Origin of the sequence: Roseateles toxinivorans (assembly GCF_004362525.1) — a bacterium.
Classification (GTDB): Bacteria; Pseudomonadota; Gammaproteobacteria; order Burkholderiales; family Burkholderiaceae_C; genus Paucibacter; species Paucibacter toxinivorans.
This window is the reverse complement of record NZ_SNXS01000014.1, coordinates 33,837-50,497: the sequence shown is the minus strand read 5'-3', so window position 1 is coordinate 50,497 and position 16,661 is coordinate 33,837. Positions and strand designations below refer to the sequence as shown.

The window sequence follows — 16,661 nt, the reverse complement described above, 5'->3', positions numbered from 1 at the left end:
GGTTTGCTTGTGCTGGTCACCGGATGGCTCCTGCTGTTCTCGGTTTACTTGAAGGTGTAGGCGGCGCTGACATAGACGTAGCGGCCGGTGGCGTCGACACTCTGGTCGAAGCCGCGGAAATAGCCGCTCTGGTTCGAGGTCGGAGGCGCCTTGTTGAACAGATTGGTCACGCCGGCGTCAAGGCGGATGTTCTTGAAGCCGGTGTAGCCGCCCTGAAGGTTGTAGGTGCTGTGCGAGGCCACGTTGGCGGACACCGAGCCGGGCGTGCCATGTGCGACGCTGGCGACGAAGCCGGTTGTTGCGTTGACCAGATTCGCATAGGCATCGCGGTAGTGCGATTGGAACTGGTTGCTGAAGATCAGGTTCCAGTCGCCCTGACTCCAGTCCACCGACAGCAGATGCTTCCATCGCGGCGTCGGGTAGAGATTGGCGTACTTGCCAAGCACATCGACGATCTCACCGCCCTTGACCAACTGCTCCTGGCTCTTCAGCAGATAAGATCCGCTCAGACTGGTCCTGACCTTGCCGTATTGGCCGAGATTGGCGCGGTGGCTCAGTGCGACGTCAAGGCCTGTCACTCGGCGCACGCCCTGGTTGTCCACCGGCAGCAGGATCTCGCTGATCTGGCCCGGCAGTCCGGGATAGGCCGGGTCGGCCGGATCGCGCGTCACATACTTGGAGATGTAGGCGAAGTTGGAGCCGATCAGGCTCTCGCTCAGTTGCGAGATGACATCATTCTTCTCGATCTTCCAGTAGTCAACAGTGGCGTAAAACCCCAGACCCGGATCCACCGCGACGCCCAGCGAGAATTGCTTGGAGGTCTCAGGCTTGAGGAAAGGGTTGCCACCCGAGCGGATAGGCATCGGCCCGGGCTTGCAGCCGGGACCCACGCCATTGATGCAGCGCAGCGGGTCGGTGTAGAAGTTCGAGCTTGAGCTCAATCCGCCGGAGGCGCTGACATCTGCCAGCGACGGCGCGCGAAAGCCCGTGCCGATGGCCGAGCGCAGCAGCAGCTCCTTGACCGGCTGCCAGCGCAGCGACAGCTTCGGGTTGGTGCTGCTGCCGATGTCGCCGGTGTCGTAGGAGTCATAGCGCACCGCCAGGTCGGCATCCAGCCCCTTGGCGATGGGCACATGAACCTCGGTGAACAAGGCCTTGACCTTGCGCTCCGAACGCGTGTCGGGCGAGGAAGTGATGTTGTTCAACAAGCCGGACTTCGCCTCGTCGGACTGGATATCGGTCAGCTTCTCTCGGCGCAGCTCGAATCCGACCGCCAGGGCCACGGCGCCGGCCGGGAGCTGAAAGACCTCCTTTGAGGCATGGGCGTCGATGCTGTCCGAGGTCGCACGGCCGGTGCGGCCTGCCACGTTCTTGGCCTGGGTGGCTTCCATCAGGGCCAACACCTCGGGCGTATTGTCACCCCAGAGGTTGACGACACCGGACGTGATCAACGGCCCCAGCTTGCTGCCGTAGACAAAGCCATTGTTGTACCGCTCGGTGGCCATGGACACCGAATGATTGACGGCCGCGCTGTAGTCCCAGCCGGCAAACTCGCCCTCGGCACCGAACACGAAGCGATCCTGCTTGGTGTCCTGCACGCGCTCACGCTGGCCCAGCGGCAGCAGACGCACGGCAACGAAGATGTCCTTGGTGTTGGGCGTGGCAACCGGCAGTCCGGTTGTCATGCTGGTGTAGGTCTTGGGAAAGAATGGCCCGTTCTTCGGGTAGAACAACGAGATGCGAGGCCCGTTGGCTGTCAAACGGTAGCTTGTGAACGTTGCCGGAGAAATGCGATAGTGGGCCTCGTTCTCTGAGTGCGCAGCCTCGACGAACAGGCTGTTGGCGGCGTTTAGGGCCAGCACGCCGCGCGCGAAGGTATTGAGTTTCTTGGTCTCCGGCACCAGATCTGCGGCGGCCTGATAGTCGAACTGACAAAAGCCTCCGCTGAAGACGCTGGTCGGCGGCGCGCATTTGCCGCCGTTGGTATCGACACTGCCGATCAACGAGGCTGCGGCCGAGGTTGTGAAAAGATTGGAAGGCCAGTTGGTCGTCGAGGTCCCGACGCTGCCGACATCCGGACGCAGCGCCGTCTTGGACCAATCGCGCTGGTTCGCGCGCAACTGCGCCGACTGTTGGTACTGCACCGCGCCAAACACGTTGAAGCCATCCCGGTCCAGATCGCCGTAGCCGGCCGAGCCGCTGACCTGCTTGCGATTGCCGCCGCCTTCATCGTAGCCGCCCGCACGCACGGCAATCTGCGCGCCCTGGTAGTCCTTTCGGGTGATGAAGTTGATCACGCCACCAACCGCGTCGGCGCCATAGGTCGCCGACGCGCCATCCTTCAGCACCTCCACCCGTTCCAGTGCTGCCAGCGGGATCGAACTGAGATCCACACCCTGCCCGCCGAAAGCGTAGTTGGCCATGCGCCTGCCGTTAAGCAGCACCAGGGTCGAGCTGACACCCAGACCGCGCAGGTTGGCGCCCGAGAACCCGCTGTTCTTCTGCGTGTCGGTGTTCTGAGCCTTCTCCTCGATCGCGCCGACGTTGGCGGACAACTGGCCAAGCAATTGTTCCGCTGTCGTCACGCCGCTCTTGGCGATTGCCTCGCGGTTAATCACCTGCACCGGCAACGCGGTCTCGGCGTCCAGGCGCTTGATCGAGCTGCCGGTCACCTCGACACGGCCCAGCTTGGCAGCCTCGTCCTGAGCCAGGGCGACCTGGCACAAGCCCAGGGCTGTGGTGGCGCCCAAGGCCAGTTGGACGGAGCGCGCCAGCATGGTTTGTGCCGGCCGGTGCTTCTTCAAGTGCTCAGACATTCGCAATCTCCTGTGGTCATGGTGCTGGTCTGCTGTCGATGCGCAGCAGATCGGGTGAGGTTCTGTGATCCGCAGCGGGCACCGATTCATCAATCCCGATGCGCGCCGTCGTTGAATTTAGTATTCCATATTTTCCTGTTTATGAAAATGGATTTTTACTTCCAATATGCATTCGGCCGGCACGCGGGCCGGCTCGGACTCCAGGCTGATGCGGCTGCGGCTGCGGCTGCGGCTGCGGCTGCGGCTGCGGCTGCGGCTGCGGACATGAGAGCGCGCTTCCGGGCACCTCCATCCCGGCACGAAGGTCCCTCAAGACTAGGGGCAAACCCCTGCCACCTGGATCGTTGTCCCTGCCGGGGCGGAACAGCCACGAACGGTCGAGCTAAAACTCCAGCTTCGCAGTCAGTTGAGGCTGGTGCTTCGGCCCGCGCATGCGCGGCATCCCGATGCCTGACCCACAAAGGAAGCACGATGGACCTTCACCCCCGACGAGCTCGCCTTCCGTGCCGAGATCCGCCAATGGGTGGCCGATCACCTGCCCAAGGACATCAGCCACAAGGTGCACAACGCGCTGCGCCTGTCCAAGGACGATCAGCAGCGCTGGGCCAAGATCCTGGGCAAGAAGGGCTGGCATGGCTGGGCCTGGCCCAAGCAGTTCGGCGGCCCGGGCTGGAATGCCATCCAGCGCCACCTGTTCGAAGAGGAATGCGCGCTGGCCGGTGCGCCGCGCGTCGTGCCCTTCGGCCCGGTGATGGTGGCGCCGGTGATCATGGCCTTCGGCTCGCCCGAACAGCAGGCCCGCCACCTGCCCGGCATCATGAGCGGCGAGGTCTGGTGGAGCCAGGGCTATAGCGAGCCGGGATCGGGCTCGGATCTGGCCTCGGTCAAGTGCCGCGCCGAACGAGTGTCCACCACCTCGGGCGACAAATACATCGTCAACGGCCAGGAGACCTGGACCACGCTAGGCCAATACGGCGACTGGATCTTCTGCCTGGTGCGCGCCGATACATCGGGCAAGCCGCAGACCGGCATCAGCTTCCTGCTGATTGACATGAAGTCGCCGGGCGTGACCGTGCGGCCTATCATCATGCTGGACGGTGAGCACGAGGTGAACGAGGTGTTCTTCGACAACGTCGAGGTGCCCGCCGAGAACCTGGTCGGCGAGGGGAGCAAGGGCTGGACCTATGCCAAGTACCTGTTGGCCCATGAGCGCACGAATATCGCCGACGTGAGCAAGTATGGGCGGACGTGCTGCGCCGGCAGCCGCTGGACTGGCTTGCGCTTGATGATGACGGCGATGGTTGGCCCACTGGGTGCAGGGACAAACTGCTGCTGCTTGACGGCGATGTGGGCATCTCGATCCCGGCAGCGCAGGAGCAACTACGCCGGCGGCTCGCTTTGATGTCATCGAAGCAACCCCGAGGACTTTCCATGCAAGGTGATCGCAACTACATCCGCGAACGGCTGGCGGCGCTCGATATGGTCTCAGGCGAGCAGGCGGCCGACCTGCTGGGTATCAGCAGCGCCGATGTCGAGCTCTTGGTTGAAGCCAGGCTATGCCTTGCGCTGAAGAATGGCATCACACACGACTGGCGTCTGCCGCGCTGGCAGTTTGAGCAACCGCTGTGGTCACTGATGCCGCAGATCTTGGCCAAGCTTGAAACGAGCCGCTGGGGTGCTCTTGCTTGGTTGGAGACGCCGCTGGGTGGACTGGGTGGCGTTTCGCCGAGGACGGCCGTCGAGCGTGGGCAGGGAGCGCGGGTTCTGCAGATGGCAATACCCCTTTTAGTGAAGATTCGCTCCCGCACGGCCTAAAGCAGCTTGCTCACGAGTTCCTCGCTCGAGGTCACGCCATACTTGCGCAGCAACCGCGTCTTGTAGACATCCACGGTGCGCGGGCTGATCCCCAGCGCCTTGCCGATCTCCTTGCCAGAGCGGCGCTCCATCAGCAGGGCCGCAATGTCCCGTTCGCGCGGCGTCATGGCAATGTGCTGAGGCGATTCGACTCTGCCGCCGCGGCTGAGATCGGTGAAGGCCCACAGCGTCTCTTCGAACGGGTCTTCGCGGTTGCGGACGTAGCCGCTCACCTGAACCCAGAACAAATCGCCGTTGGCCCGCCGCATGACGCGTTGGTCTGAATAGCGGCCGGCGCTTGTCAGCGTCGGTGTGATGCGTTCGCCGGTCTTGGCGAAATCGGCCTCGGTCGGGTAGAGCGACTGGAACGACTGGCCGATCATTGCCTTGCGACTGACCATGAACATTTCTTCGAACACGGCATTGCAGTCGACCACCATCCGGTGCCGGCCGATCGCCTGCCCAACCGGGGCGTTGTAGAACGCCCATTCGTAGTCGACGGCCTTCCTGCCGCCAGCGGGCGCGCGAGCTTTCATCGGTTACTCCAGTTAGGTTGCGAACGCTTAAGTGTCTTGACCTGGCGCATCGCTCCGCATATCTTAAGCGCTTAAGTGTTTAGAGGCAAAGTCCGCCATGGCCAGTTTCCTGTTCACCAACGCCGCCCTGCTCGACCCGCTCAAGCCGGACTTGCTTGAGGGCCACAGCGTCCTGATCGAGGACGGCCTGGTGAAGGAGGTGTCGGACCGGCCACTCAAGTCGGCGGCCGCCCGCACGATCGACCTCAAGGGCAAGACCCTGATGCCCGGCCTCATCGACCTGCACGTCCACACCATTGCGATCCAGTACAACCTGCCGGGGCAAGTGACTCTTCCCAACGTGTTCGTCACGCTCAAGGCGCTGCCGGTCCTGCAGGGCATGTTGCGACGCGGATTCACCACAGTGCGCGACGCCGGCGGCGCTGGCCTGGCGCTCAAGCAATCGATCGAGCAGGGGCTGGCTGTCGGTCCGCGCCTGTTCATCGCCTGCCGCTCGCTCAGCCAGACCGGCGGCCACGGTGATATCCGCGCCCGCTACGACTTCCAGGCCATGGACACGCCCTGTGCTTGCTGCATCCGGGTGGGCGCCCTGAGCCGGATCGCGGACGGCGTCGACGAGGTACGGCGGGCCGTCCGCCAGGAACTGCAAATGGGGGCGGACCAGATCAAGATCATGGCCTCCGGCGGCGTCTCCTCGCCGACCGACCCGATCGGCGCACTGGGTTACTCCGAGGACGAGATCCGGGCCATCGTGGCCGAGGCCAGGGCTCGCGGCACCTACGTGATGGCCCATGCCTACACGCCGGAATCGATGCAGCGTGCAGTCCGATTCGGTGTGCGCACCATCGAACACGGCAACCTCGTGGACGCCGAAACCGCCCGGGTCATGGCTGAACACCAGGCCTATGCCGTGCCGACACTGGTGACCTACGAGGCACTGACCGCCGAGGGTGCGAAGTACGGCCTGCCGCCCGAAAGCGCGGTGAAGATCGCCAGCGTGCGGGACGCCGGCCTGCGCTCGCTGGAGATCTTCCAGCGCGCCGGCGTCAAGATGGGTTTCGGGACCGACCTGCTGGGCGAGTCGCACCGGCTGCAGAGCGACGAATTCACGATCCGGGCCCAGGTGCTGTCGCCGGCCGAGGTGATCGCCAGCGCAACCACCATCGGCGCAGAGGTGCTGAACATGACTGGCAAGCTCGGCCGGCTGATCCCGGGCGCCTTCGCCGATGCGCTGGTGGTCGATGGCAACCCGTTCAAGGACCTGGCCTGCCTGACCGGTCAGGGCGAGCGCATTCCGTTCGTGATGAAGGGCGGCCAGGTTCAGTTCGACGAACTGGCTCACTGACACTTCACGCTGCATGCGGCTGAATCCCCGTCCCCGTTGCGTTGACCAGCGGTTCCCGAAGCGCCCCAACCCATGACGCTGCTTTCAATCCGGAACGTGTCCCTGCACTTCGGCGGAGTGCAGGCGCTGACGGGCGCGTCGTTCGATGTCGCCCGCGGCACGCTGACGGGTCTGATCGGACCCAACGGTGCCGGCAAGACCACGCTGTTCAACTGCATCTCCGGGCTCTACCGGCCCACGGGCGGCGCCATCGTGTTTGACGGCCAGCCGATCACCGGCCTGGCGCCGGACCGCATCACGGCGCGCGGCCTGATCCGCACCTTCCAGCTGGCCCGCGGTTTTGCGCGGATGACAGTGTTCGACCACCTGCTCTTGTATGGCCAGCACCAGCCCGGCGAGTCGCTGCTGGGCGCGTTGGTGGGCGATCGCGGCGCCGCCGAACGCGAGGCACAGCTGCAGGAAAAGGCCTGGGCCGTGGCCCGGCGGCTCAAGCTCGAGCGCATCGTCGACGCCTTGCCCGGCAATATCTCGGGTGGCCAGAAAAAGCTGCTGGAGATCGGTCGGGCCCTGATGACCGACCCGCAGATGCTGCTACTGGACGAGCCGATGGCCGGCGTGAACCCCACTCTGGTCAACGAGATCGGCGACCACCTTCTCGCCTTGCAGCAGGAAGGCCTGACCATCCTGCTCATCGAGCACGACATGCCGTTGATCCGGCGCTTGTGCGACGAGGTGATCGTCATGGCCGACGGCGCCTTCATGGCACGCGGCGACTTCGACCAAGTCGCCGCCGATTCGCGGGTCCAGGAAGCCTATCTCGGGGTGGTGCGCGCATGAGCCTGCTGCAGATTCAGGGCCTGAAGGGCGGCTACGGCGGAGAAGACATCGTCAAGGGGGTCGACCTCGCGCTCGACGCCGGCGACTTCGCCGTGATCATCGGCCCCAACGGCGCCGGCAAGTCAACCTTCCTGAAGATGATCTGCGGCCTGGTGGACTTCCACACCGGCCGGATCGAGCTGAATGGGCAGCCGCTGAAGGGTGGCCAGGCCCTGTCGGCCGCTGGCATCGGCTTCGTGCCGCAGGAGTTCAACGTTTTCCCGTCGATGACCGTGCGCGAGAACCTGGAGATCGGCTGCTACCTGCAGCCTCGACAGGCGAGCCGCCGCATCGACGAGCAGCTGGCACGGTTTCCATTGCTGGCAGACCGGCTGCGGGTTCCAGCCCGCTCCCTGTCGGGCGGTCAGCGGCAGACGCTGGCGTTGGCCATTTCGTTGATGATGCAGCCGCGCGTGTTGCTGCTGGACGAACCGAGCGCCGGTCTTTCGCCGGTCGCGGCCGACGCCATGTTCGCCACCGTCGGGCAGCTGACCCGCGAAGGCATCGCGGTGCTGATGATCGAGCAGAACGCACTGGCGGCGCTGGCCGTGGCCGAGCGTGGAATCGTCCTAGTGATGGGCCAGAAAGTGCGCGACGCCGCTGCCGCCGACCTGGTCCGCGACCCCGAAACGCGGCGCCTGTTCCTGGGCGGCCAGCCCGAGCCGTCCCAACCCTGATCTTCCTCCCACTCACCTCGAAGGATTCCCGTGCCCCATGCAAATCTGCCCACGCGCCGCCGCGTCCTCACCGTAGCTTCGACCGCTGCAGCCAGCCTAGCCTTGCCCGGCTGGGCCCGCGCCCAGTCGAACGAGCCGATCAAGATCGCGGCGCTGATCCCGCTGACCGGCGGCGGCGGCGCCTACGGCCCGACCATGCAGCGCGCGGCCGAACTGGTGGTCAATGAAGTGAACGCCGCCGGCGGCGTGCTCGGGCGCAAGGTGCAGCTGCTGGTCGAGGATGACCAGACCAACCCCGAGTCCGCCGTCCGCGCGGCCCGCAAGCTGATCGACGCGGAAAAGGTCTGCGCCATCATCGGCACCTGGGCCTCTTCGGTGACCACCGCCGTCGCGCCCCTGTGCTGGGAGAACAAGGTGTTTCTGGCCACTGTGTCCGGCGGTGAGAACATCACCAACATGCCGCACCAGGGTTACATCGTGCGCACTCAGCCGACCTCCGAACTGCTCGGCACGGTGTTCGCGAACTTCATCGCCGACCAGGGCGGCAAGAAGGCCTATTTCGTCGGCCCGCAGACGCCGCTGTCGCAGTCGTACGGCGAGACGATCGAGAAGCAGATGAAGAAGCACGGCCACATGTCGCAGACGATGCTCTATGAAGACAAGAAGAGCAGTTACCGCACGGAGATCGCCGAGGTGCTGCGCGCCAGCCCCGACTTCATCGTGCTGGGCGGCTACGTGCCGGACACGGCGATGGTGGTCAAGGACATCTACCGCGCCGGCTACAGGGGCAAGATCATCGGCATGGCGTTCGGCGTCAACCAGAAGCTGATCGACGCAGTGCCACCGGAAACGCTGGATAACGTCTACACGATCGGCTCGTCAGCGGCCGTCGGCGCAGAGTCGTACAAGCGCCTACTGCGCCTGCTCAAGACCGATTCGCTCGATCCGTATAGCTGCCAGATCTACGACCACGCCAACCTGGTGCTGATGTCCATCGCCAAGGCCAAGCAGGCCACCGGCACCGGCATCAAGGATGCCATACGGGCGGCCACCTATGCCAAGGGCGGCAAGGCCGTCGACAACGCGGTGGACGGCATCAAGGCCATCAACGCCGGCCAGCCCATCGACTACAACGGCGCCAGCGGATCGTGCGAGTTCACCGAGAAGGGCGACGTGGTCAACACCTTCTTCCGCTACGAGCAGATCAGGGGCGGCAAGATCAACCTGATCAAGATCGCCTGAGCGGAGGTCGCCGGCAATTGCGTCCATGCACAACTTCCTCCAGCATTTCCTGAACGGCATCATCTCCGGCTCCGTGCTGGCGCTGCCGGCGCTCGGCCTAACTCTGATGTTCTCGGTCCTGGGTTTTGCCAACTTCGCCTTCGCCGCCCATGCAACACTGGGCGCCGTCGCCGGCTACCTGGTCAACGTGACGCTGGGCTGGCCGGTGCCGGCGTGCCTCCTGGTGGCGGTGCTGGCCGCTGGCGCTGCAGGCATCGTGAGCGATGCAGTGGCGCTGCGCGGCCTGCGCCGGATGCGCCGCATCGACGCGGCGATGATGGTGGCGATCGCCTCGATTGCGCTCAACATGGCGCTGGAGAGCGCGGTGCGATTCTTTTTCGGCAACGACCATCACAGTTTCGACCTGCCGCTGATGCGGGACGTGACGATCGCCGACTTCCAGGTCAGCCAGCAACAGGCGATCAACCTCGGCTACGCGGTCGCCATGCTGTTGCTGCTGTTCGGCTTCTTCGGCTTCACCCGGGCTGGCAAGGCCATGCGGGCGGTGGCCGACAACCCGGACCTGGCGCGCCTGAAGGGCATCTCTGCCGAGAAGGTCGCGCTGGCGGTAACCTTCGTCGGCATGGGGCTGGCCGGAGCCGGCGGCATGTTGCTGGCGCTGGAAACCAGCGTCGATCCGCTGGTGGGCTCGCGCATCCTGCTCATGGTATTCGCTGCCAGCGTGGTGGGCGGGCTGACCAGCATCCCGGGCGCGGTGGCCGGAGCGCTACTGATCGGCGTGGCCCAGGAGCTCTCGCTGCTGGTGATCTCGCCAACCTACAGCAGCGCCGTCGGCTTCATCGCGATCGCTTTCACGCTGACGCTGCGGCCGCAGGGCCTGTTCGGACGAAAGGGCTGAAACGTGACGAGCTACCTCCTCTTCGTCGCCACCATCGCGGGCGTCTACGCCCTGCTGGGGCTGGGCCTGGTCCTGATCTGGGGGCAGACCGGATTGGTCAATCTGGGCCTTGCAGGCTTCTTCGCGCTAGGCGCCTACGCTTCTGCGCTGCTGACCAAGAATCTGCCGATTCCGATCGCCCTAGGCTGGCTGGCGGCGATCGCGCTCACGGCACTGGTGGGCCTGGCGTTGACCTGGGTCACCCGCTCGATGCGCGGCGACTACTTGGCCATCATGACGCTGTCGTTCGCCGAGGTCATCCGGCTGGTGGCGGTGAACGAAGCCTGGCTCACCAACAGCATCGACGGCATCTCAGCGATTCCGGCACCGCTACGTGCGGCGTTGGGCGATCAGTTCAACCTGTTCTATTTCGCGATGACCTGGGCTGTGGTGGGCGTGGCCTACCTGCTGGTGCGGCGACTCATCGATGCGCCCTTTGGCCGGATGCTGCGTGCGGTGCGCGATGACGACCAGGTGGCCGCCGTGGCCGGCAAGGCCGTGCTCGGGTTCAAGGTGAAGGCCTTCATGGTGGGAAGTGCACTGGCCGGGCTGGCCGGGGCCCTGTATGCCCACTTCACCGCCTTCATCGGGCCTGACCTGTTCACGCCGCTGATCACGATCTACATCTTCCTGGCAGTGACGGCGGGCGGCTACACCCGGCCGGCCGGTGCGATCGTCGGCGCACTGTTCGTCAACTTCCTGCTGGAAGGCACCCGCTTCGGCGCCGACCACATCTCCGGCCTGAGCGGACTGCAGATCGCCTCGCTGCGAGAGATCGTGATCGCGGCGGCCCTGATCGCGCTGATGCACCTGCGCCCGCAAGGCCTGCTGCCGGAGCGGGTCCGCCACGCCAGCCTCAACCGGACACGACCGAACAATGAATCGCACTGAAGATGCCGGACTGGGTCGACTGGTCGCCACCCTGACCCGGCCGCACGAACCGGCAGAGATGCTGCGCGAGGCGGCCGAAGTGCTGGGGCAGCGGATCGGACATCGGTTATTCACCGTCCTGTTGATCTGCGCCAATCGAGCTGACACGGTGCGGGTCTACTCGGACAACCTGGACGCCTATCCGGTCAACCGCCTCAAGCGGATGGGGGTGACGCCCTGGGGAGACGAGGTGATCCGCGCCGGTGAGACCTGGATTGGCCGCAATGACGAGGACATTGCATGGGCGTTCCCGGATCACGCACTGATCCGCTCCCTCGGTCTGGCATCGGCCCTCAGTGCGCCGGTCGTCTTCGACGGCAAGTGCCTTGCAGTGCTGAACCTGCAACACGAAGCGGGCTGGTATCGGCCAGAACATATTCCGCTTGCCCAACAACTGGCGCCGTTGCTGATTCCGGACCTTATGCGGCTCGAGCGCGCGGTCGACTCCGGGACTGCCCAGGCTTGATTCAATTCGATGCGGCGGTAGGCCGCTCCCACCTCGCCCGGAATCTTGTGGGCGAGGCCATCACTGTCAGTTCGCTGGGGGTAGCACGTGCGTTCGGCGCAGCAGTACCGTGACGGGGGAGCGTAGCCCGTGGAGGACGCAGACCTTTCCTTTCGAGTTCTTGAAGATCCCGATCTCGCCTTCGGCGGCGGCTGTGGGCTCGGTGGCCCCGCATTCCAGCGTTATTAGTTTCGCCGCTAGCTTGGGTTTTCATGGCCCGCGCCGGCAAATGACCTCGGCCTTGTACAGCCCGTTGACACCATTGATCATGCGTAGAGACGTTCGTTGCTTCGGCATTCCACTCCTCGATGGCAAAAACCGTCGAGGGCAAGAGGCCCGGGTTGCGTTCTCTACGCAGCATTGCTGGCTCGACCGGCGCGGTCGTCAAGACCGTGCCGACTCAGCGGCCACGATCGCCGAAATGAGCGGTCACGATACAGAGATCGTTGGTCACGATCGTCCAAAATGCCCACTTGCCAATCGAGACCTGCTGGCGAAGTCGCGTTGCCTCGGCTGCGAGGTGCTCCATTGGTTGCTAACACCCGCGAGGGAATTGGTCTCTGCGGTCTCGGTCAATTGGGCAGGGGGCGTGCCGCCAAACGATACCCCCATCACGGGGCTCGCGCGATAAGAACGCATATTGCCGATGCAATGGCAGCGGCTTTCTGACTTGATGTATCAAGAACGCCGTATCGAGGCCAACGCAAGCGCCTCAGGTGCTCAGTCGATCACACGCCCTGGATTGAGTAGGTGTTGCGGATCGAGCGCCTGCTTGAGCTTACGAAGGAGTTCGATCTGGCCTGTGTTGCGCGTTTGAGCCAAGAACGGCTTCTTGATGAAACCGATGCCGTGTTCGGCACTGATCGTGCCCTGGAGACCTCGCAATTCTTGATAGACAATTTCGTCGACACGATGCATGTCCTCTTCGCGGTGCGGCCCGGTCGCCAGGTGGATGTTGTTGTCGCCCAGGTGACCGAAAAACAGGTGCTCTGCCCTAGGAAAGTGCTCCCGCATGCGATCGTCGACGCGTTCCACGAAGCCCGCAATGTGCTTCAATGGAACCCCACAGTCGAAGTTGACCGTTGGCTTCATGTACGCTAAGAGTTCTGGGATGCTCTGGCGCAGGCGCCAGAAGGCTTCCACGTCGGCCAGGCTCGTTGCAATTGTGCAATCTCTGATGAGCGATGTCTCAAGCGCGAGTTGAAGTGAGGCCTGCAGCGATTCCTCGACGACTTGACCACGCACACCCCTCGCCTCGATCAGTACCGCCCAGGACACCGCAGGATCGACCGGGTTGCGCACACCACTGATCGAAGCAGAGAGCTCCACGAAACGACGCGACATGAACTCGTAGGCGTGCAGCATGCTGCCCATTGTTTGCTTCAAGTGGCGCAACAGTTTCGCCAAAGACTCCATGTCGGGCAGTCCCGCAATCGCGACTGCGGCTGGGCCAGGAGGCGGCTGAAGCTTCAACACCAAGCGGGTGATAATGCCAAGTGTGCCTTCCGAGCCAATGAACAAGAAGCGCAGATCTACTCCGGCACTGTTCTTTACGAGGCAGGTCAGCGAGTCCAGCACGCTGCCATCGGCCAAAACCACCTCGACTCCGAGGACCGAGTCGCGCATCGTGCCGTAGCGCAGCACCCGTTCACCGCCGGCGTTGGTTGCGGCATTTCCTCCAATTTGGCAGCTGCCGCGCGCACCTAGATCTACTGGGAAATACCAACCTGACGCGGCGGCAGCATTCTGCACTTCCTCCAGTTTCGCGCCGGCCTGCACCCGCATGACGCCTTCGACATGGTCGACGTCCTCGATCTGATTCATGCGCTCGAGGTTTATGACCACATCACCATCGGCCGGAACCGCGCCACCCGCCAGGCCGGTCAATCCACCCTGCACCGTGATCCGGCGTTGGTTAGAGCGGCTCCTTCGCACGATATCGGCCACTTCGTCGGTGTTGGTGGGGCGGTGCAGTTCGTCCGGCACCCCACGCCGCAACCCGCTCCAGTCGGTGAGAAATCGTTCGTCAATCGTCTTCTTCATGGTCAATGCGTATACGTTCCCAACGTGGAATCCAAGTAGCCAAACGGGCATGCAACGCCGAATGCCCCGGCGCGGAACTGACCTATCGAGTTCTCTGATGCAAGACGCTGCGATCAAATGCAACTGGGCATTCCAATTGCGACAGAACCAACGCCCTTGCTTATCGGAATGGACTTCGAAAGGGGCCTGATTCGCATTCGAACGACGCAGGCCCTTATCGCCGTTTCAAGCTGACATTGAAGATGTCGTCAGATAGGCCCGAGGATCGAGCTTGCGCAACACGCTGTCGATGCCCTCACGGTTGAAGCCTTTGAAGCCGTCATTGCGCTCAATGTTCTCCAAATGGGTGCCGATCGAACCTTGCTGGCGGAGCTGTTCAGCGTTCGCCGCCGACAGGTGGCCGGCGGCTTCCAGTGCATCGACCCGCCTCGGATCGACTGCCACCCAGTCTCCGTCCGTAAGTTCTTGATAGAGGTGGGGCATGTCGGAGAAAGGGCTCATCAAACGCACTTGCCGGGCCTGCAACTGCTCCCGCAATTTCCGCTGATCGAATAGCCCGGCCACATGGTTCAAACCCGCTTCAAGGATCGATTCGCCTAACAGCGCACTTAGCAGCCCGGCGCGCCGATGCCGAATCAGCGGTGGCAACACGTCATGAGCGAAGTCGATGGTCAGCTCCTCGGGAGCCAGATCAACGTCGGCGAAAATCGTCGACCCGATCACCGGCTGCTCAAGTACCTGACTGCCCCAGCCGGCCAGCTCGCCGGCGTACAGCATCTCTCGCAATTGGTAGCCGAGTTTCTCCAGAATGCGGATCGTGTGCCGAAAGTGTTGGCGCGAAGCGTCATATGTGTGGTGATCGATGTTGGCCCAACCGATCCCCAACGCGTCTTGACGGGCCTTTTGCAGCCGGCCCGTGGAACAGCGGCTCAACCAGTACTCGCGCTCGGCACTTAGCCACAGCGAGCATGCCCAATGCGGTCCTAGGTCCTGCACTGCCTCATCCACCAGGGTCTCGGTGTGGCGCAGGCCATCCTCGACTGCATCAAACTGTCGCCGACGGGCGCGAAAACTCTGCGAGTGCATCCGTGCAAAGCGGATCTGAGCATCACTGAGCACAGGCACATCAAAGCCGGCATGACCGTTTCGCTCTACTACGCCAAAGCTGATCGGCCCCTCGGAGAACACCCGGGCGCGCCGCAGCGTGCCATGGGCGTCACCCTCGATTTCGACCTGCAAGCCTCGCGCGGCCAAGAACTGACTCAACGACTCCACACGTAACCAGATCGTAGTCCGCGCGCCTGGAACAAAGGGAGGAAACAGGCCCTGCCGGTTCTCCCAATGGCCGCTTGGGCTAAGGGACCATCCAGCTGCGGCGAGATCGTCGGTCAGCGCCGGAGAGCAGAACTGCACAAAATCGACGATATCTCGCAAGCGCACACCAGCCCCCTCCAACAGCTGTCCTGCGAGGCCCGCTGCTGCAGGCGATTCCTGCAATGCCTGCGAGAGAAAGTTCACAAGAAATGCTTCTGAGTTGGGCTGAACCAACCACTGTCGATCGTGGGCGTGACGGCCTTCTGGCATGTGTGTCTCCATTGTTTGGACGACCAGAATTCTGCGTAATCCCGTCCCCGCGCGATAGAGAGCATGCCGCGCCCCAGGTGCGCATCCTGGCACAATAACAAATTGCCCGAAAGGATGCGCGATGAACCGACTCGGCCTACTCGACCTAGACCTGATGGAGCAAATGTTCGATCACCTGACATCGTGTCCTTTTTTCGTCAAGGATGCGCAGTTGCGGTACAGAGCAGCTAATCGCGCCATGGCCAAACTTGTCGGCGTACGTCATCCGCAGCAGATGTTGGGCTTCCGAGCCGCTGAGTTCTTCGGCGTAGAAAGGGCCGGACACTATGAAGACTTGGACCGACAGGTTCTCAGCACCGGACGTGCGTGTACTCAGCAGTTCGAGCTGAGCCATGGACTTCAGCCTCCCGTCGATTCCAAAGGCCAATGGCTATTCTTTTCGCGCTTTCCGGTGCGCAACGCGAACTCGCGCGTCGTCGGCGTCGTGGCCACAGCGCAGTGGCTGCAGGCCCAAGACCCGGCGGGGCAGCGACTTCATCGAGTGGCACAGTCTTTGGATCGGCTGCGTCAGGCCCCCGAGAAGGCTTTGGGGCTCGGCCTACTGGCCAAGACGGCGGGAGTATCAAGCTCGCAACTAGACCGCGACTTCATGCAACTGCTCGGGCGGTCTCCTGGAGAATTTCAGCAGCGCGCCCGGATGGAGCGGGCCCGTCAGTTGTTGCAGCGTCAAGAGCTTTCCATCGCCACCATTGCCTACGAGTGTGGCTTTGCGGACCACAGCGCGTTCAGCCGAAGATTCAAGGCCACTGAAGGAATCAGCCCTCGCGCCTATCGCGCAAGACTGCGCTCCAATTAGCTGTCTTTCGCGGGCCATTCAATTTGACGATGCCGTTTTATCCGCTACATGGCGTTCACCGAATCGACAGATCGAATGACATTGGGCTCAACGAGAGATCCCCCCAGCGCCTGCGGCTTGCAAGCCCAGTGATGCGCACTGGCGCATACCCCGATGCCAACCAGGCAGGTCGGCGAAGAACGGAGAAACCTGAGCCCGTCGCTGCTGCTTTCGTAGCATTGCCCTCCCGCGCCCATGTACACCATGAACCTCAAGCCCATCACACTGGGGGCACAGTGATGGTTCATGTCAAGCTGGACAGCCACTCGAAACGAGGCACCAAATGACTCATGGCCCGCCCTGGCGACCTGATCTCTGGCATCCGCCACATGGAGTCGAAAGGCGTTCGTCGCAGCTCTGAGCCACGGCGTGCTTGCGTTGCGGCGCCGAGCCAATCGGCTCAAGCGTGAGGCATGCATGA

At 63.4% G+C, this 16,661-nt stretch carries 13 protein-coding genes and 1 pseudogene; 10 read left to right on the top strand and 4 right to left on the bottom strand.

Annotation, left to right across the window (positions count from 1 at the left end; all coding sequences use genetic code 11):
- Positions 1–44 precede the first annotated feature (44 nt).
- Positions 45–2,816, bottom strand: a complete 2,772-nt coding sequence (locus DES47_RS26425; RefSeq protein ID WP_166652187.1) for a TonB-dependent receptor — start codon at positions 2,814–2,816, stop codon at positions 45–47.
- Positions 2,817–3,294: 478 nt separating this feature from the next.
- On the opposite strand from DES47_RS26425, the pseudogene DES47_RS26420 reads away from it, so the two are divergent.
- Both DES47_RS26420 and DES47_RS26415 read left to right on the top strand, forming a co-directional pair.
- A pseudogene (locus DES47_RS26420) lies at positions 3,295–4,062 on the top strand (acyl-CoA dehydrogenase family protein); the annotation flags it as partial.
- A 185-nt stretch (positions 4,063–4,247) separates the two neighbouring features.
- A complete protein-coding gene (locus tag DES47_RS26415) occupies positions 4,248–4,631 on the top strand; it encodes a hypothetical protein (RefSeq protein ID WP_133703782.1) in 384 nt (127 codons plus the stop codon).
- Here the strand turns inward: DES47_RS26415 and DES47_RS26410 are convergent.
- Positions 4,628–5,206: a PAS and helix-turn-helix domain-containing protein gene (locus DES47_RS26410; RefSeq protein WP_133703781.1), complete on the bottom strand. Its 579-nt coding sequence runs from the start codon at positions 5,204–5,206 to the stop codon at positions 4,628–4,630. The genes DES47_RS26415 and DES47_RS26410 overlap by 4 nt on opposite strands.
- A gap of 97 nt (positions 5,207–5,303) precedes the next feature.
- Here DES47_RS26410 and DES47_RS26405 point away from each other — a divergent pair, with 97 nt between their 5' ends.
- The 7 genes from DES47_RS26405 (at position 5,304) to DES47_RS26375 (ending at position 11,679) form a co-directional block, all read left to right on the top strand.
- A complete protein-coding gene (locus tag DES47_RS26405) occupies positions 5,304–6,551 on the top strand; it encodes a metal-dependent hydrolase family protein (RefSeq protein WP_133703780.1) in 1,248 nt (415 codons plus the stop codon).
- A gap of 72 nt (positions 6,552–6,623) precedes the next feature.
- Positions 6,624–7,388 carry an ABC transporter ATP-binding protein gene (locus tag DES47_RS26400; protein ID WP_133703779.1) on the top strand — a complete coding sequence of 255 codons (765 nt, stop codon included), beginning with the start codon at positions 6,624–6,626 and terminating at the stop codon, positions 7,386–7,388.
- Entirely contained in the window at positions 7,385–8,104 is a 720-nt protein-coding gene (locus DES47_RS26395; protein ID WP_208115128.1) for an ABC transporter ATP-binding protein, read from the top strand. The genes DES47_RS26400 and DES47_RS26395 overlap by 4 nt, the downstream gene beginning before the upstream one ends.
- Positions 8,105–8,134: 30 nt before the next feature.
- Entirely contained in the window at positions 8,135–9,346 is a 1,212-nt protein-coding gene (locus DES47_RS26390) for an ABC transporter substrate-binding protein (RefSeq protein ID WP_133703778.1), read from the top strand.
- A 25-nt stretch (positions 9,347–9,371) separates the two neighbouring features.
- Positions 9,372–10,244: a branched-chain amino acid ABC transporter permease gene (locus tag DES47_RS26385; RefSeq protein ID WP_133703777.1), complete on the top strand. Its 873-nt coding sequence runs from the start codon at positions 9,372–9,374 to the stop codon at positions 10,242–10,244.
- Positions 10,245–10,247: 3 nt separating this feature from the next.
- The gene (locus tag DES47_RS26380) at positions 10,248–11,174 is read left to right on the top strand and encodes a branched-chain amino acid ABC transporter permease (RefSeq protein WP_133703776.1); all 927 of its coding nucleotides are present in this window, start codon (positions 10,248–10,250) and stop codon (positions 11,172–11,174) included.
- Positions 11,161–11,679 (top strand): GAF domain-containing protein, encoded by a 519-nt coding sequence (locus DES47_RS26375; protein WP_133703775.1) that lies wholly within the window; start codon positions 11,161–11,163, stop codon positions 11,677–11,679. Before DES47_RS26380 ends, DES47_RS26375 begins: the two co-directional genes overlap by 14 nt.
- Positions 11,680–12,438: 759 nt before the next feature.
- On the opposite strand, the gene DES47_RS26370 is transcribed toward DES47_RS26375, so the two are convergent.
- Together DES47_RS26370 and DES47_RS26365 are read right to left on the bottom strand one after the other, a co-directional pair.
- Positions 12,439–13,761, bottom strand: coding sequence for an FAD-binding oxidoreductase (locus tag DES47_RS26370; RefSeq protein WP_133703774.1), 1,323 nt, complete (start codon positions 13,759–13,761; stop codon positions 12,439–12,441).
- 225 nt (positions 13,762–13,986) lie between these two features.
- Positions 13,987–15,345, bottom strand: a complete 1,359-nt coding sequence (locus tag DES47_RS26365) for a hypothetical protein (RefSeq protein WP_133703773.1) — start codon at positions 15,343–15,345, stop codon at positions 13,987–13,989.
- Between the two features lie 121 nt (positions 15,346–15,466).
- Between DES47_RS26365 and DES47_RS26360 the strand changes: the two genes are divergently transcribed.
- Positions 15,467–16,201: an AraC family transcriptional regulator gene (locus tag DES47_RS26360; RefSeq protein ID WP_133703772.1), complete on the top strand. Its 735-nt coding sequence runs from the start codon at positions 15,467–15,469 to the stop codon at positions 16,199–16,201.
- Positions 16,202–16,661: the final 460 nt, after the last annotated feature.

Excerpts from the sequence above, each read along its gene's own strand:
- DES47_RS26395 (WP_208115128.1), top strand. The coding sequence starts at position 7,385 with ATGAGCCTGCTGCAGATTCAGGGCCTGAAGGGCGGCTACGGCGGAGAA.
- DES47_RS26365 (WP_133703773.1), bottom strand. The coding sequence starts at position 15,345 with ATGCCAGAAGGCCGTCACGCCCACGATCGACAGTGGTTGGTTCAGCCC.
- DES47_RS26410 (WP_133703781.1), bottom strand. The coding sequence starts at position 5,206 with ATGAAAGCTCGCGCGCCCGCTGGCGGCAGGAAGGCCGTCGACTACGAA.
- DES47_RS26375 (WP_133703775.1), top strand. The coding sequence starts at position 11,161 with ATGAATCGCACTGAAGATGCCGGACTGGGTCGACTGGTCGCCACCCTG.
- DES47_RS26405 (WP_133703780.1), top strand. The coding sequence starts at position 5,304 with ATGGCCAGTTTCCTGTTCACCAACGCCGCCCTGCTCGACCCGCTCAAG.
- DES47_RS26425 (WP_166652187.1), bottom strand. The coding sequence starts at position 2,816 with ATGTCTGAGCACTTGAAGAAGCACCGGCCGGCACAAACCATGCTGGCG.
- DES47_RS26360 (WP_133703772.1), top strand. The coding sequence starts at position 15,467 with ATGAACCGACTCGGCCTACTCGACCTAGACCTGATGGAGCAAATGTTC.
- DES47_RS26370 (WP_133703774.1), bottom strand. The coding sequence starts at position 13,761 with ATGAAGAAGACGATTGACGAACGATTTCTCACCGACTGGAGCGGGTTG.
- DES47_RS26400 (WP_133703779.1), top strand. The coding sequence starts at position 6,624 with ATGACGCTGCTTTCAATCCGGAACGTGTCCCTGCACTTCGGCGGAGTG.
- DES47_RS26415 (WP_133703782.1), top strand. The coding sequence starts at position 4,248 with ATGCAAGGTGATCGCAACTACATCCGCGAACGGCTGGCGGCGCTCGAT.
- DES47_RS26385 (WP_133703777.1), top strand. The coding sequence starts at position 9,372 with ATGCACAACTTCCTCCAGCATTTCCTGAACGGCATCATCTCCGGCTCC.